Genomic DNA, 14,937 nt, shown 5'->3' on the forward strand with positions numbered 1-14,937 from the left:
TGGAATGAGCTACATATGTCTACAAATTTTCCAACTTATTGGGATTAGTCACACACACTTTTTGTCCTATAACCCTTATTTTATTAAAAGTATAAGTAGTAGAGGAGGTCATAGCTTGTTGTAATATGATAACCAATATTGATAATAAAAGCACTAGTGGAATAATGAGAATTGGATATAAATGATAAATTAAGAATTCTCATTTAATATTATATAAATCTAAAATATTAAATGAAAAGAAATATCAAGAAATGCAGATAGAATCGATATATTATACTGATAGTGGAATTGAAATATGCTAAAATAGGATTAGAGTTTCTATCAGTTTCATTTGACATTATTTTTTAGATGTGTGATAATGAGAACAGAAGTTGAGGCGTATGTCTCTTTTAAATGATAATGAAAAGTTTTCTTTTTAATATTTCCTATGGAGGTTTATTATGAGAGTTATTGCTGATGGTTGCATTAAATGTGGTTCTTGCGCATCTGTTTGCCCAGTTTCTGCTATTTCTGAAGGCGAAACTAAATACGAAATCAACGATACTTGCATTGACTGCGGTTCTTGCGAATCCGTTTGCCCAGTGTCTGTAATCTCCGCTGAATAATCTAGCAAACCTTTAAAGCCAGTAAACCTTGTGTTTACTGGCTTTTTTGTGTAGACTATAAAGAGGCTATATTGGCATGGAATCTATATAGCTCATATGTGGATGGAATATAATTTTTATAAATTATAATGGGAGATAGAACTTTGTTTTACGCTATAGTCATTATTTGGTTAGTTTTAGATCAGTGGACTAAATATTATGTGATGAATCATTTTATGCTTGGTGAATCTGTACCAGTTATACAAGATGTGTTTCATCTAACCTATATTATTAATCGAGGTGCTGCATTTGGCATGCTTGCTAATCAGCGATGGGTTTTTCTTGCTGTAGCAGTTTTATTACTCGTTGTGTATGCTATATATAGAAAAAAAGTTAATAATGGACCTTTGTCATTGCGTATGGGGACTGCTTTATTAATTTCTGGTGCTGTTGGTAATGGTATTGATAGGTATGTATTGCATGGCGTAGTAGATTTTTTTGATATTAGAGTGTGGCCTATTTTTAACGTTGCCGATATTGGTATTTGTGTAGGGGTCGCTTGTATTGTGTACTATCTACTAACATCCGATAAAGACTTATAATTGTGCTAAAGGAAAAGTAACAATTGTTTCAGAAAACTTATACGGTGTCATATAAAGGAGACATGTATGAATGAATATATAGTAACTGATGAGCATGAAAATCAGCGTTTAGATGTATTTTTAGCATCTCAAATGAAGGGGTCTCGCAGTTATATACAGAATTTAATCAAATCTGGTCATGTAACAGTAAATGGTAAATTGGGAAAAGCGAATGCAAAGCTTTCACAAGGGAGCGCTATTTTAGTAGAGGTACCAGAACCAGAATCTGTTGAGGTATTGCCAGAGGATATCCCTGTAGAATATTTATATGAGGACCATGATATTATCATCATTAATAAACCTCGTGGTATGGTGGTGCACCCTGCAGTAGGAAATTATTCGGGTACTTTGGTTAATGCACTGTTGTATCATTGTAAGGATTTATCTGGTATTAATGGTGAAATTAGGCCAGGTATTGTACATCGTTTAGATAAAGATACGTCAGGTGTGATGATGGCTGCTAAAAATGATGCTGCTCATGTGGGATTGGCAGAACAGGTGAAAGAGCATTCTGCAAAGCGTAAGTATTTAGCTATTGTGCAAGGGAATATTGTAGAAGAGAAGGGCATTATCAAAGCACCTATCGGTCGTCATCCTAAAGAGCGTATGAAAATGGCTGTAGTGTTTGAAAATAGCAAGGATGCAGTGACTCATTTTAGCGTACTTGAAAGATATGGTTATCATACTCTTGTAGAATGTACATTGGAGACAGGGCGCACTCACCAAATTCGCGTTCATTTTGCTCATATCGGTCATCCTGTTGTGAATGATCCGTTTTATGGATATCGTCGCATGGATTTTCCTATCGAAGGGCAAGCACTTCATTCATATACATTAGATGTAGTGCATCCTATTACAAATGAGCCTATGCATTTTGAGGCGCCAATTCCTAAAGATTTTCAAAATTGTATTACTTTTGCTAAAGAATATCGGCGAGGTAAATAATTTATTCTATTATAGTTGGCTTAAGACATTATACAAGGAATGTGAGCGTATTAATTGGTATAGTCTTATATTATGATGCTATAGGGGAGGGTGATACTATGGAGACGAAGCGTATTTTACTGGATGCAGATGCTATTACACGTGCTATACGTCGTATTAGCCATGAAATATTAGAACGTAATAAGGGTCTTTCTAATGCTGTCATTGTGGGGATTGAGCGCCGCGGTGTTATACTAGCTAAGCGCTTACAACAGGAGATAGAGCGCATTGAGGGGGTCTGTATTGATTGTAAATCATTAAATGTGGCTATGTATCGTGATGATCGAGATACGCGCCCAAAGGAGGGCGAACCCTGTGATATCGATACTACAGAAAAAACTATTATTCTCGTAGACGATGTATTGTATACAGGGCGTACTATACGGGCTGCTTTAAATGCATTGATGACAGCTGGACGACCTAAATCTATACAATTAGCTGTATTAGTCGACCGCGGCCATCGTGAATTACCTATTCGCGCTGACTATGTAGGTAAGAATATTCCTACATCACATTTGGAAAAAGTGCGTGTTCGCGTTACTGAATTGGATGATATAGATAGTGTTACGATTGAACAATAATAACTATTAAAAGGAAGAATAAGACTTAGAATATATCTAAATTTAATAATAGTAATTGTTTTAGTAGCATATTAATGATTAAAACTATTCTAAGACTCGATATATAAAAAGCTAGAAACACTTAGTAGGTGCTTCTAGCTTTTTATATATTAATGTATTGTGGCGAATAAGTGTAATCTATACGCCCTGTACGGTATGATTCGGATTTGAACGTATAAGCTTGTAAATCGGTAGCTAATTCATCTAAGCGTAGTAAATCCTTTCCTAGGGATGAAACTATGGATGGTGCTTTAGCCCATTTTTGTATTAACGGAATCGAAAGTGTTGCAGCTTTTAACCATTGTCGGCCTCTGTTATTAAAGGCGAGGAGTCGTGCATATTGTGGACCTTCTATATGTGCATGGCGCTGTAGTTCTTTCGTAATATGCAATGCACCATAGGCTGCCATACGCTGTATTCTTGCATAGGTGTATCGTTTTGTTTTGATATTTTCTTTCACATCAGACCATGATGGTTCAGCAGTCATAGTATGCCATCTATGCTCGATGCCTTCTGTAAAATCAGCGAGAGTAGATAAATCTTGAATAGATAATAAACGATGAATACCTAATAGTAGATTTTCATATCTTTCGTAGTCTGTATATTTGCCCTGACTTATTATTTCGTTTATGTCAGCGGATATAGCTCTTGGCACATACTCGGAAATACGCTGCCCTTGTTGTAATGCGTGGCGCAAGGCAGTGCCTGATGGGAGTGCTGCTGTTTGTAATAGGGCATCGTGATGATTGGAAGTACGATGGATGGGAATCCATTGAATTTCTGGATAATGACGTGATGCGCTACGTAGATATTCTAAAGCTAAAATAGCGTTAGGTGAATTGGATAAAGTAGAGCCATTTGGTATTACAGAATTTAATATTTGCCGTAAGGCAGAGCCATAGGACGCGCCTTTTTGTAGTTCTTTGCGAATAAGAATTTGACATTCCAAGGAATTCATTAAGGCTGCTGCTTGTTTTAATAAGGGGGAATCATCTACTTCCGTGCCAAAGGAGATGGCATTAATATGTAATGCTTTCATCAAACGAATAGCACCAGTGCTGAAAATTTCTGCACTACCTAATGAGTAGATGATGGGTAACTCGATGACCACGTCAACACCGCTTAATATGGCCCAGCGAGATCGATCGAATTTACTGAAATACGCCGGCTCACCACGTTGTACAAAAGAACCACTCATAATAGCAATGCGAATGGAATCTGGGTGCATAGTATTAAGTTGTTCTAGTTGGTATGCATGCCCTTTGTGAAAGGGGTTGTACTCTGATATAATGCCGATTGTGTTCATATATAGTCCTTTCTCTATGTGTTAATTATATACTAGAATATAAATTTTATGTAATTATAAATTGTTCGTTCGGAATCGTGGGGGATGTAAATTTAGATTATGAATTGAATGAGAATTTATATTTTCTATAAATTATTATGAAAATACTAGAATGGAAGTCTTCAGAATGGTATAATTAACTGTAATTCTGATTTGACAAGAGGTGATTTGATGAAAGTACAAGTAAAACGTAGTCTAATAACAGTCCTCTTAGGTGCCTCATTATTAATGATGGCTGGATGTGGAACGCAAAATGTTATGGATACCTATAGTTTTGGTAATCAAGTCATTCATTCTGGTAAGTCTGAGATTACCATTGCATTACCTTATGAAATGGGGAAATCTCCACAATCTGAAAGTAATGATGGATACCCGATGGATTTATATGGGTCTAACTCGGCTCACATTATGATTCAAGTACAGGCATTACAGGCTTTGCCGAATAAGCCGCTGCCAACTGTAGATGATTATGTGAAAGGTAGAGAATCAGAATTTGCTAGCCTTGCTGCTACTATTACAACAGAGCAGATTGATTTAAATGGTGTGCCAGCTACAAAAATTATGGGCACATTCCCAGGTCAAAACAGACAAAATAGCATTTCTCAATATGTCTTTATTAATGAAGGGGTATTGTGGAATATAACCTACGTGTATCCAACAGATGATCAAGTAGGTGCTGATATCAGCAAAGAGATTCAAAATAAGATTTACGTTACGCAAAAGAAAGAGGGTTAATCGATGAACGTATTAGTAGTTAACTGCGGTAGTTCTTCCTTGAAATATCAATTACTTGATATGACAAATGAAACTGAATTGGCGAAAGGTTTATTTGAAAAGATTGGTGATCAAGATGCTATCTTTACTCATAAACGTCCTAACGCAGACAAATTGGAACGCGTTGAACCAATTTTGAACCACAAAGAAGCATTGCGCATTTTGCTTGACATTTTGGTAGATGCTGAATTTGGTGTAATTTCTTCTATGGATGAAATCGATGCAGTTGGTCACCGTGTAGTACATGGTGGTGAAAAATTTGCTGACTCCGTATTGATTACTCCAGCAGTTATGGAAGCATTGGAAGAATGTGCTTCTCTTGCACCTTTGCATAACCCACCAAATATTCAAGGTATCGAAGCGTGTGAAGCTATTATGCCAAATGTACCGCAAGTTGCTGTGTTTGATACTGCATTCCATCAAACAATGCCTAAAGAAGCTTATATGTATGCGCTTCCATATTCTTACTACGAAGATTATGGTATTCGTCGTTATGGTTTTCATGGTACATCTCACAAATATGTAGCACAACGTTGTGCAGAATTGATGGGCAAACACATGTCCGATCTTCGTATCATTACTTGTCACTTAGGTAATGGTTCTTCTGTGGCAGCTATTAAAGGTGGCCGCTCCATTGATACTACTATGGGTTTCACTCCATTATCCGGTTTGATTATGGGGACTCGTTCTGGTGATATTGACCCTGCTATCGTTCCTTTCTTGATGGACAAAACAGGCATGTCTTATGAAGAAGTTGATAAAATTATGAACAAGGAGTCCGGTGTACTAGGTATTTCTGGTGTATCTAATGACTTCCGCGTAATCGAAGAAGCTGCTTCTAATGGTAATAAACGTGCTCAATTGGCATTGAATATGTTCCATTACAAAGTTCGTCGTGTAATCGGTGCATTTGCAGCCGTTATGGGCGGTGTTGATGCTATCATCTTTACTGCAGGTATCGGTGAAAACGGTATCGGTAATCGCGATGCTATTTGCAATGGTTTAGAATACCTTGGCACTCGTATTGATGCAGAACGTAACAATGTTCGCGGTAAAGAACAAGAAATTAGTGTTGAAGGATCTAAAGTAAAAATCTTCGTAATTCCTACAAACGAAGAAATTATGATTGCTCGTGATACAAAACGTATTACTGGTGCATTGAAAAAATAATACATAGCACTCATTGTGTTGATATATTTAAGGTGTTATCACCTAGATTAATGTATAAAACCCCGTTTATATGAAAATATAAACGGGGTTTTTAATAAGAGCTATAATTAATGCCAAACATCCTAACATTTGACAAAGAGTTTTTTAGAAATAAAAGCATGAGTACATCGAAAACGATGTATAATCGTTTGTAAAACATGTAGTTTTTCAGTTACGAATCTTATATAATAAAAATATGCAGAGTCTTAATTGGAAAGGGGTTTTTTATGAATATCGTGTATAGCGAAACATCAAAGCGTACTCGTAGTGCGGAAATATTGGTCCTTATATTTGTTCTTCTTATTTTGGCTGCGGTAGCTTTCACAAGCTATAGAAGCTATTCTGTAGGACATATATTGGTGGCGGAATACTTTATTGAATTAGTAGCTCTTATAGTGATTGTAAAACAAGCTGTGAGTCGATATACATATATTTTGACGGATTCGGAACTCATCATTGAAGAAAACTCCTTTTTTAGAAAGCGTATTTTCACTGTAACTTATGAGAATATTGATGGTGTGTATAAATTCAATCGAGATATTTTGACAAATTTACGCTATCGCTACAAGTACCGCAAATGTTCTACCTCAGATGATCGCCCTATTTGGTTCCTTGTATTTTCTATTATAAAAGGTACGAAGGTGACTTATGGACGGGTTATGCTGAAAGCAGATGATGCATTTTATGAAACATTAGAGTCATTTGTACCTAATCGTATTCGTGTACCCGAAGCAGATGTAGTATTTTATGCTACTATTCGTGCAGATGCGGTGAAACATGGGAAAGATGTAAATGAATACTACCAAAGCTTGATTGAACCTAAGGAGTAATAATGAGTGGATTATATTTAGCTAGTCAATCACCACGTCGTCATGAATTACTTGAGCAAGTGGGAATTAATCATATTGTAGTGAGCAGTTCTTACGAGGAACACAATGTGGTAGATGTTAATCCTATTGACATGGTAAAAGCTCAAGCTTTAGGTAAAGCGCGACATGCCTGTGGAGTACCTGAAGGAGCCATTGTATTAGGAGCAGATACTATTGTTGTTCTCGATGGGGCGGTGCTAGGCAAGCCGAAAAATCAAGAGGATGCAGTTCGTATGTTGAGACAGTTATCGGGGCGACAGCATTCTGTGATTACTGGTGTGGCCTTATTGATTAAAGGTCAAGAAATTGTATTCCATAGTGAAACAAAGGTGTATTTTAAAGATTTAGCGGATTTTGAAATTCTCTCTTATGTAGAGTCTAAGGAGCCTTTGGATAAAGCTGGAGCTTATGGTATTCAAGGTAAAGGCGCTTTGTGGGTAGATAAAATAGAAGGGTCTTATACGAATGTAGTAGGATTACCGGTAGAACAAGTTTATGAGGAATTGTGCAAAGTATTAGGTGCTAAATAGAGTCATATGCATCATATGATAGAATAATATTCTATACATATTGGTAAGACTTGGTTTATTACATGATAGTTACATGGGTGTTTTGAAGTATAATCTGTAGAACTAGTAGACAAACTGTATATGTAAAATTTCATTGTGTAATGGAGGCTATATATGCAAGTTAGAACTGTTAGTGTTAAAGATATGTTACCATTTCAACGGCCGCGAGAAAAATTTCTTGTCGCTGGTCCAGCGTGCATGGCTGTAGAGGAATTATTAGCTATTTTGCTGCGTACAGGTCTTAAAGGTCAGTCAGCTATTGACTTGGCTAAGACTATTATTGATTCTTTCCCTGATGGAGTATATGGATTAAACCGTATGACCGTGGGAAATTTAATTAAAATTAAAGGTATTGGGCGTGATAAGGCGGTCACTATTTGTGCTGCTATTGAATTAGGTCGTCGATTAGGGGAATTAAAAATTAAATCTACCTATGAAGATTTTTCACAACCTTATGTGATTGCTCAGTATGTTATGGAACGATTGCGTCATGAAACAGAAGAGCATGTATGGGCGGCTATGCTTACATCTCGTAATACCTTGATTCAGATGGAAACCATATCAAAGGGTGGTTTAGCAGCTAGTTTAGTAGAGCAGCGTGCGGTATTCCGCAAAGCCATTGCGTGTAATGCAGCAGCCATTATTTTGATACATAATCATCCGTCTGGGGATAGTCGTCCTAGTGATGAAGATATTAAACTAACAAAATTATTTGTCAGTGCTGGTCAATTTATGGGGATACCTGTGTTGGATCATATTGTTATTGGTGATGGTGAATTTACTAGCTTAAGTGAAATTGGTAAGCTCAATTAGTAAGTTAAGGTGGAAAGATACACATAAATTTAGTGAAATATGGTAAAATGGAATGATGATGTAATGAAGGAGATTAGCAGTATGAAGTCCATTTTACCGTCTTTTGGAAGAGATGTCAGTATTGATATAGGTACATCGATGACTCGTGTTATGGGCGGCACTCGAGAGTCGATGATGAGTGAGCCATCTATTGTGGCTACAGATACAAAATTAGAAAAGATCGTTGCTGTTGGGGATGATGCGGCCCGTATTGTGCGTCGTATGCCTGATATGTGGCGGTCTTTGTCGCCCTTACAAGATGGGTTTATCGTTGATTATCGAGTTATGCACACTATGCTTAATTATTTTTTGCATAAAGTTTCGAATGCATTGCGTAGATCTCGCGTGTTAGTAGGTGTTCCTTGTGGTATGACTGATGTAGCACAACGGGCTATGATGGATGCTGTGATTCAGGCGGGGGCGAGAGAAGTATTTCTTATTGAAAGACCTGTAGCAGCAGCTATCGGATGTGGTCTACCCATTTTTGCTCCCCGAGGATCTATGGTTATTGATATGGGTGCTGGCACGGTAGATATGGGTATTATATCTTTAGGTGGTATTGTACATAGCAAAACAATACGATTTGGTGGTACTGATATCGACAAAGCATTGATGCAATATATTAATGAATGCTTTGGACTTCTTGTATCTGAGCAGACTGTAGAAGATATTAAACATACTGTAGGTACAACGGTTTTACCTGTAGAGGAGCAAGAGTTTTCTTTCACTGGCCGCGATATGACTAGCGGTATTGTTCGTCGTTCTGTGATTCATCAATCCGAAGTATATCAAGTGATTAGTACCGCCATAGAGGGGTTTCTTGATGCGGTGAATCAAATGATTCGTAATACAGAACCTGAATTGGTGGCTGATATTATGCAGCACGGTATTGTATTAACTGGTGGCAGTGCACGCTTGGTGGGGATGGCTGAGCGAATTAGTAGTGAAATTGGCGTTCCTGTAACCATGGCTGATGAACCAGAATTGATGGTAGTGAAAGGTTTATATGGCAGCGCAAAACACATTGTTGAGTTATCTCGATTTATTGTAAATACAAAGGATAGAAAGGGTAGAGCATGATTCATTCAGACCGTAAATTGATTGTTTTTGTGGCCGTTAGTTGTATGATTCTCGCTCTTTTAGGATTTGCATGGAAGCAAAGAACAAGTATTCCTTTCGTTACAGTGACTTTAGAAGAGCTTACAACACCATTTGTTTATGGTTCGGCTCGTGTGCTCAATAATATAACTACTGGAATCGGTGTTATTGATACAGCGGTTATAGGGGCTTTTACAGATAGTGAAAAAGATAACACCATAGCTACATTGGAACAGAAATTAGCCAATCAAGATGAAGTGGTGGCAGAAAACATTCGGTTTCGCCAATTATTAAATTATAAGGAATCCCATCCGGAATTTACTATGACTGTAGCAGGGGTTATAACAAAAGATTATGGTACCTGGACAAATACTTTTACTATCGATAGAGGTGAAGTGGATGGTATTGAGCCTAATATGGCAGTTGTGGTGCCTAGCGGTGTAGTTGGATTCATTACTGATGTATATCCTCATTCAGCACGGGTACAAACCTTTCTTGATCCTCGCAGTGCTATAGGCGTTATTATACAACGTCCAGAATCTAGATTAGCTGGTGTTGTAAAAGGTGATGGCAATAGACCTAATGAGCCTATTATGGTAAATATTGCTCGTGATGGTGATGTATTGGTGGGAGATAAACTCATTACTTCTGGTTATGGTGGTATTTATCCAAAAGGTCTATTGGTAGGAAATGTGACAAATATTGAAAATGACAAAGAGGGTTTTGTAAAAAATGCGACTATAAAACCAACCGTTGATTTTCATCGATTAGAAGAAGTATTTATTATTACTAGTTCTACTGTACAAAGTCCAGAAAAAGCACCATTAGAACCTAGATTAGTGCCGCAAACGCAGCGAGATCAAGTGCAAGGTGTGAAAGGGGCTGTAGCGCCATGAGACGAGTAACCATCTTTTTCATGTGTTGTTTACTATTCTCTATACAAGCTCAAGTATTACCTGCTTTATTCCATACCAATTGGCTGCCAAATGCAATTCTCACTACCATTGTAACTATTACCTTATTTAAAGGTCATCAGACTGGACTTATCAGTGCTGTTATTGGTGGTGGCATACAGGATATTTTAATATCTAATTTTTTTGGACTGCACATCTTTCCTTATGTATTGATTATTTATGCGTTGTCTATAGTGCAACATCGTATGTATGAGGAACGGTGGTATTGGACCTGTATATTGGTGGCCATTGCAACTGTTCTAGATGGTTTGATTCGTATTGTTATGATTTCGGCTAGTGGAGGAGACATATCTTTCTTTGCATATTTATGGTACATGGTATTGCCAACCGTGTTTTGGAATGCCTTCATAGGTGCTGTTATCCATAATATTATGAAATATACACAAGAGCGAGAGGATTATATTTGGTAATCCATTGATGATGGGAGTTATAACGTGCTTGAAAGTTTATATAAGCGAAAAAAAACGAGTCGCTTTGATGTGCTCTTTTATATAGTAACGGGGATTTTCATCATTCTTGGTCTTCGTTTATTTGCCATGCAAGTGTTAGAAGGCGGTTATTATCAATCTAAAGCAGAAGGTAATCGTCTTCGTATGGTACCGATGACTGCTGCTCGTGGTATTATGTATGACCGAAACGGACAAATTTTGGTAGGCTCAAGACCAGCATATACGATTTCTATTATGCCTACTGGTAAGCCTTTAGATGAACAGGAATTGGACAAGTTAGCAGAGCTTATCCATAAAAAGCCAGAAGAAATTCAAAAAAAAGTGAATGATCATAAACATGGCTATGAACCTATTAGAATTGCTACGGATATTTCCATGGATGTGGTCACAAATGTGGAAGAACATCGACATGAGTTGCCTGGTGTATCTATTGATGTAGAGCCACTTAGATTTTATCCTTATGAAACGATGGCTTCCCAGTTATTTGGCTATGTTGGGGAAGTTAGCGAAGAAGAATTAGATGAAATTAAAGATAAAGATCCTAGCTCGCCCATTAACAGTGGTACAATTTTAGGCCGTGCAGGACTAGAAAAATTATACGATGCGGTGTTGCGTGGCACTGATGGGGGAAAACAGTTAGAAGTAGATGCTACAGGTCGGCCTGTAGCAGAGGTGGATCGCAAGAATACTATTCCAGGTTCTAATATTCATTTAACCATTGATGTGAGTATTCAAAAAGCCGCTGAAGAAGCAGTAGACAAACAATTAAATCAGTTACAGGCTCAAGGCACACCGGCTACAGGCGCTGCCGTAGTAGCATTGGACCCTAATACAGGGGCCGTATTGGCCATGGTTAGTGCACCTGAATTTAATCCAAATTGGTTTGCTCGTGGCATTACAACGAAGCAATGGGAACAATTAAATAATGACAAGGCGCACCCTTTTGAAAATAAGGTAATTGCCGGCGAATACCCACCAGGTTCACCTTTTAAAATCGTTACTGGTGCAGCCGCATTAGATTTAAAAAAAGTTACACCAGATGAGATGATTTTCGATAGTGGGAAACATTGGCTCATCGATAAGCGCAATGCAGAAGGAGAAGCATTAGGGTGGCTTAATTTCAATCGTGCTTTGGCTAAATCAGATAATGTATATTTTTATGAACTAGGCAATCGATTAGGCATTGAAAATATCGATACTTATGCACGGTATTTTGGATTAGGTGAAAAAACTGGTATTAACCTTGTAGGAGAGGCAGCGGGCAATGTAGCAAGCCCTGAATATAAGAAAAAGGTATTTGATCAAGAGTGGTACTTAGGGGAAACTTTTGATGCTGCTATTGGGCAATCATTCCATTTGGTAACGCCATTGCAAATGGCGGTTCTCCTTAGCCAGGTCGCTAATGGTGGTATTCGTTATGAACCATATGTAGTGAGTCGCGTGGATCATGCAGACGGGACACCAGCTGAAATTTTTGGACCTAAAAAGTTAGGTGTATTGCCAATTCCCAAAAATGTGATGGATCTTATTCGTGAAGGTTTACGAGATGTTACTAGTGAGGGTGGTACAGCTGGCGAAGTGTTTAAAGGATTTCCTATAGCTGTTGCAGGTAAAACAGGGACTGCTGAAAATGCACATGGCCGAGATCACGGCTGGTTTGTTGCCTATGCTCCATATGATAATCCACGCATTGTGGTAGTAGCCATTGTAGAGCAAGGTGGTTTTGGTGCTGGTTCAGCAGGTCCTATTGTTCGAGATATATTAGCAGCTTATTTTAATGTGCCACAGCGAGATGTATCTAAACAAGATAATACAACTAATACATCGAAAACTGGACAAGGTGGATTTGCCCGTTTACAAAGCAATGATACTACACCTACTAGACGATAAATACATATAATTTTGGAAGGAATGGAATAATATGGGGGATATAATTGGTCTTGTCTCTGGAAAAGGAGGCGTAGGCAAAACAACAATCACTGCATGCCTAGGGGGTGTGCTTAGTGAACAAGGTTACCGAGTACTTCTCTGTGATGGTGATTTTGGCCTTCGTGATTTAGATTTAGTGCTAGGGAAAGAAGACGAAGTCCTTTTTGATGCATTGGATGCCATGGCTGATAAAGACTTAACAGAGGAAGCTATCGTAGAAGTACGTGAATATCTACATCTTTTACCTGCTAATCAACAGATAAGATGGGAAGAGATGGGGCGAAAAAAATACCGTAAATTTGTCAAACAGTTGGCAGAACGCTATGATTATGTTCTTGTTGATTCACCAGCAGGTATAGGTCGTGGTTTAGAGTCTATTATGGAGTTAGTAGAACGGGTGTTAATTATTACCCAGCCATTATGGGTATCCTTGCGGAATGCAGCACGAACTATTCAATTCTGTCGAGATTATGGACATCGAGACTATGCTGTGGTGTTTAATTCCCTGCATCCTGCAGCGGCTGATTTGAATCTCTATGATATGCTCGATGCATTAGGTGCTGAATATGTAGGTGCTATCTTGCCTTATGAAACCTCTATTGTAGAAAGCACACAACAAGGTACGCTTATAAATGCTATGTCCAAACAATATAAAGAACTTTTACAACCTGTGGTAGACTATATTACGACTGGTGATGCATGGGATGAGCAAGATGTGCTAGAACGCTATACAGAGTTAACAACACCTACATCAAAGGAAATTCCTGTTATGTCTACGTTAGCACAGCCTAAAACAACTATAGCAGATGATACAGCACTTACCTTTACAAATCGCTGGTCTACACAACAACGAGTTATAGATGGGAAGCAAAGTATGTGGCGCCGTAAACGGATGAAGTAGGTGTTCTATGGAATTACGAAATTGGCGTCGTTGGGATTGGACTATTATTCTTAGTACACTTTTGTTAGTGTTTTTTGGTATCGTTGCGATAGGTAGTGCAACTCATATTAACCAAACTGGATTTCACTTTTCCACATTGGTGGTAAAGCAATTAATCTTCTTTGTTCTTAATGTACTGGTTGTAATAGGTTTACAATTTTTTGATTATCATAAATTAAAAAATTGGGCAAACGGTATTTACATTATTACAATCTTAATGCTCTTAGCCGTTATTTTTGTTGGTACATCGGCATTGGGGGCACAGCGTTGGATTCAATTGGGCCCTATAACGATACAGCCATCAGAATTTTCGAAACTATTGATGATTATTTGTATGGCTAAAATGTTATCCTCACGGTATGAGCAATTGAATAGCTTCAAGTCTTTATTTATACCTGCTATATATGTAGGCTTTCCTATTCTACTTGTATTTATGCAACCGGATTTGGGGACGTCCTTGGTATACATTGCTATATTTATTGGCATGGTGTTTGTATCTGGTATTCACATGCGCTTAGTTCGAATTATGGGGACTGTAGGGACTTTATTGATGCCTTTTGCATGGTTTATTTTGAAAGATTACCAAAAACAGCGGATTCTTGTATTTATCAATCCTGATATTGATCCCTTTGGTTCTGGTTATCATATTATTCAGTCTAAAATCGCTATTGGCTCTGGCACAATATTGGGGAAAGGTTTATTTAATGGAACACAGAGTCAATTAAATTTCTTGCCAGAAAATCATACAGACTTTATCTTTTCTGTTATCGGTGAAGAGCTAGGATTTATTGGTTGTAGTATCGTTTTGATGCTTTTGTTTTTACTTATTTATCGCAGTATATCGGTGGCTTATACTTGTAATGATAAATTTGGTATGCTCCTCGCTGTGGGCATTGGCAGTATGCTTGCCTTTGAGGTGCTTGTCAACGTTGGCATGACCATGGGGATTATGCCTGTTACAGGAATTCCATTGCCCTTTATTAGTTATGGTGTTAGTGCATTGACAACGAACATGATTAGCATCGGTATTCTACTAAATATATCTAATCAACGTACAAAATATATGTTTTAATGATTTTGTTAGTGAAAGTATCGTGTAT

16 protein-coding genes are annotated in these 14,937 nt (G+C 37.8%); 15 read left to right on the forward strand and 1 reads right to left on the reverse strand.

Translation table 11 applies throughout. From position 1 onward, the window contains the following. Positions 1 to 440 precede the first annotated feature (440 nt). The 4 genes from EO120_RS01660 (at position 441) to pyrR (ending at position 2,790) form a co-directional block, all read left to right on the forward strand. Entirely contained in the window at positions 441 to 605 is a 165-nt protein-coding gene (locus EO120_RS01660) for a DUF362 domain-containing protein (RefSeq protein WP_005386021.1), read from the forward strand. Positions 606 to 748: 143 nt separating this feature from the next. Next, a complete protein-coding gene (lspA, locus tag EO120_RS01665; RefSeq protein WP_127133777.1) occupies positions 749 to 1,186 on the forward strand; it encodes a signal peptidase II in 438 nt (145 codons plus the stop codon). Between the two features lie 66 nt (positions 1,187 to 1,252). After that, entirely contained in the window at positions 1,253 to 2,170 is a 918-nt protein-coding gene (locus EO120_RS01670; protein ID WP_127133778.1) for an RluA family pseudouridine synthase, read from the forward strand. A 98-nt stretch (positions 2,171 to 2,268) separates the two neighbouring features. Then, entirely contained in the window at positions 2,269 to 2,790 is a 522-nt protein-coding gene (pyrR, locus tag EO120_RS01675; protein ID WP_127133779.1) for a bifunctional pyr operon transcriptional regulator/uracil phosphoribosyltransferase PyrR, read from the forward strand. Positions 2,791 to 2,932: 142 nt separating this feature from the next. Here pyrR and EO120_RS01680 read toward each other — a convergent pair whose 3' ends face one another. Further along, positions 2,933 to 4,135, reverse strand: a complete 1,203-nt coding sequence (locus tag EO120_RS01680; protein ID WP_127133780.1) for a tRNA(Met) cytidine acetate ligase — start codon at positions 4,133 to 4,135, stop codon at positions 2,933 to 2,935. A gap of 210 nt (positions 4,136 to 4,345) precedes the next feature. Here EO120_RS01680 and EO120_RS01685 point away from each other — a divergent pair, with 210 nt between their 5' ends. The 11 genes from EO120_RS01685 to rodA all read left to right on the forward strand — a co-directional run bounded on the left by EO120_RS01685 (position 4,346) and on the right by rodA (position 14,909). Further along, the gene (locus tag EO120_RS01685; protein ID WP_127133781.1) at positions 4,346 to 4,909 is read left to right on the forward strand and encodes a hypothetical protein; all 564 of its coding nucleotides are present in this window, start codon (positions 4,346 to 4,348) and stop codon (positions 4,907 to 4,909) included. A 3-nt stretch (positions 4,910 to 4,912) separates the two neighbouring features. Further along, a complete protein-coding gene (locus tag EO120_RS01690) occupies positions 4,913 to 6,118 on the forward strand; it encodes an acetate/propionate family kinase (RefSeq protein ID WP_127133782.1) in 1,206 nt (401 codons plus the stop codon). A gap of 266 nt (positions 6,119 to 6,384) precedes the next feature. Then, a complete protein-coding gene (locus EO120_RS01695; RefSeq protein WP_127133783.1) occupies positions 6,385 to 6,987 on the forward strand; it encodes a hypothetical protein in 603 nt (200 codons plus the stop codon). 2 nt (positions 6,988 to 6,989) lie between these two features. Then, positions 6,990 to 7,556, forward strand: coding sequence for a Maf family protein (locus tag EO120_RS01700; RefSeq protein ID WP_127133784.1), 567 nt, complete (start codon positions 6,990 to 6,992; stop codon positions 7,554 to 7,556). A gap of 153 nt (positions 7,557 to 7,709) precedes the next feature. After that, the gene (radC, locus tag EO120_RS01705; protein ID WP_127133785.1) at positions 7,710 to 8,408 is read left to right on the forward strand and encodes a RadC family protein; all 699 of its coding nucleotides are present in this window, start codon (positions 7,710 to 7,712) and stop codon (positions 8,406 to 8,408) included. Positions 8,409 to 8,489: 81 nt separating this feature from the next. Beyond that, positions 8,490 to 9,527 carry a rod shape-determining protein gene (gene mreB / locus EO120_RS01710; protein WP_127133786.1) on the forward strand — a complete coding sequence of 346 codons (1,038 nt, stop codon included), beginning with the start codon at positions 8,490 to 8,492 and terminating at the stop codon, positions 9,525 to 9,527. Continuing rightward, the gene (gene mreC / locus EO120_RS01715; protein ID WP_127133787.1) at positions 9,524 to 10,441 is read left to right on the forward strand and encodes a rod shape-determining protein MreC; all 918 of its coding nucleotides are present in this window, start codon (positions 9,524 to 9,526) and stop codon (positions 10,439 to 10,441) included. Before mreB ends, mreC begins: the two co-directional genes overlap by 4 nt. Further along, positions 10,438 to 10,929, forward strand: a complete 492-nt coding sequence (mreD, locus tag EO120_RS01720) for a rod shape-determining protein MreD (RefSeq protein WP_127133788.1) — start codon at positions 10,438 to 10,440, stop codon at positions 10,927 to 10,929. Before mreC ends, mreD begins: the two co-directional genes overlap by 4 nt. A gap of 24 nt (positions 10,930 to 10,953) precedes the next feature. Next, a complete protein-coding gene (gene mrdA / locus EO120_RS01725; protein ID WP_127133789.1) occupies positions 10,954 to 12,858 on the forward strand; it encodes a penicillin-binding protein 2 in 1,905 nt (634 codons plus the stop codon). A 31-nt stretch (positions 12,859 to 12,889) separates the two neighbouring features. Next, complete coding sequence (locus tag EO120_RS01730; protein ID WP_127133790.1) at positions 12,890 to 13,798, forward strand: P-loop NTPase; 909 nt, start codon at positions 12,890 to 12,892, stop codon at positions 13,796 to 13,798. Positions 13,799 to 13,805: 7 nt separating this feature from the next. Continuing rightward, entirely contained in the window at positions 13,806 to 14,909 is a 1,104-nt protein-coding gene (gene rodA / locus EO120_RS01735; protein WP_127133791.1) for a rod shape-determining protein RodA, read from the forward strand. Positions 14,910 to 14,937: the final 28 nt, after the last annotated feature.

It is taken from the genome of Veillonella caviae, from assembly GCF_003992125.1.
GTDB classification, from domain to species: domain Bacteria; phylum Bacillota; class Negativicutes; order Veillonellales; family Veillonellaceae; genus Veillonella; species Veillonella caviae.

What these genes read in the sequence shown, in the direction of transcription:
- EO120_RS01660 (WP_005386021.1), top strand. Translation starts at nt 441, where the DNA reads ATGAGAGTTATTGCTGATGGTTGCATTAAATGTGGTTCTTGCGCATCT.
- EO120_RS01670 (WP_127133778.1), top strand. Translation starts at nt 1,253, where the DNA reads ATGAATGAATATATAGTAACTGATGAGCATGAAAATCAGCGTTTAGAT.
- pyrR (WP_127133779.1), top strand. Translation starts at nt 2,269, where the DNA reads ATGGAGACGAAGCGTATTTTACTGGATGCAGATGCTATTACACGTGCT.
- EO120_RS01680 (WP_127133780.1), bottom strand. Translation starts at nt 4,135, where the DNA reads ATGAACACAATCGGCATTATATCAGAGTACAACCCCTTTCACAAAGGG.
- EO120_RS01685 (WP_127133781.1), top strand. Translation starts at nt 4,346, where the DNA reads ATGAAAGTACAAGTAAAACGTAGTCTAATAACAGTCCTCTTAGGTGCC.
- EO120_RS01690 (WP_127133782.1), top strand. Translation starts at nt 4,913, where the DNA reads ATGAACGTATTAGTAGTTAACTGCGGTAGTTCTTCCTTGAAATATCAA.
- EO120_RS01695 (WP_127133783.1), top strand. Translation starts at nt 6,385, where the DNA reads ATGAATATCGTGTATAGCGAAACATCAAAGCGTACTCGTAGTGCGGAA.
- EO120_RS01700 (WP_127133784.1), top strand. Translation starts at nt 6,990, where the DNA reads ATGAGTGGATTATATTTAGCTAGTCAATCACCACGTCGTCATGAATTA.
- radC (WP_127133785.1), top strand. Translation starts at nt 7,710, where the DNA reads ATGCAAGTTAGAACTGTTAGTGTTAAAGATATGTTACCATTTCAACGG.
- mreB (WP_127133786.1), top strand. Translation starts at nt 8,490, where the DNA reads ATGAAGTCCATTTTACCGTCTTTTGGAAGAGATGTCAGTATTGATATA.
- mreC (WP_127133787.1), top strand. Translation starts at nt 9,524, where the DNA reads ATGATTCATTCAGACCGTAAATTGATTGTTTTTGTGGCCGTTAGTTGT.
- mreD (WP_127133788.1), top strand. Translation starts at nt 10,438, where the DNA reads ATGAGACGAGTAACCATCTTTTTCATGTGTTGTTTACTATTCTCTATA.
- EO120_RS01730 (WP_127133790.1), top strand. Translation starts at nt 12,890, where the DNA reads ATGGGGGATATAATTGGTCTTGTCTCTGGAAAAGGAGGCGTAGGCAAA.
- rodA (WP_127133791.1), top strand. Translation starts at nt 13,806, where the DNA reads ATGGAATTACGAAATTGGCGTCGTTGGGATTGGACTATTATTCTTAGT.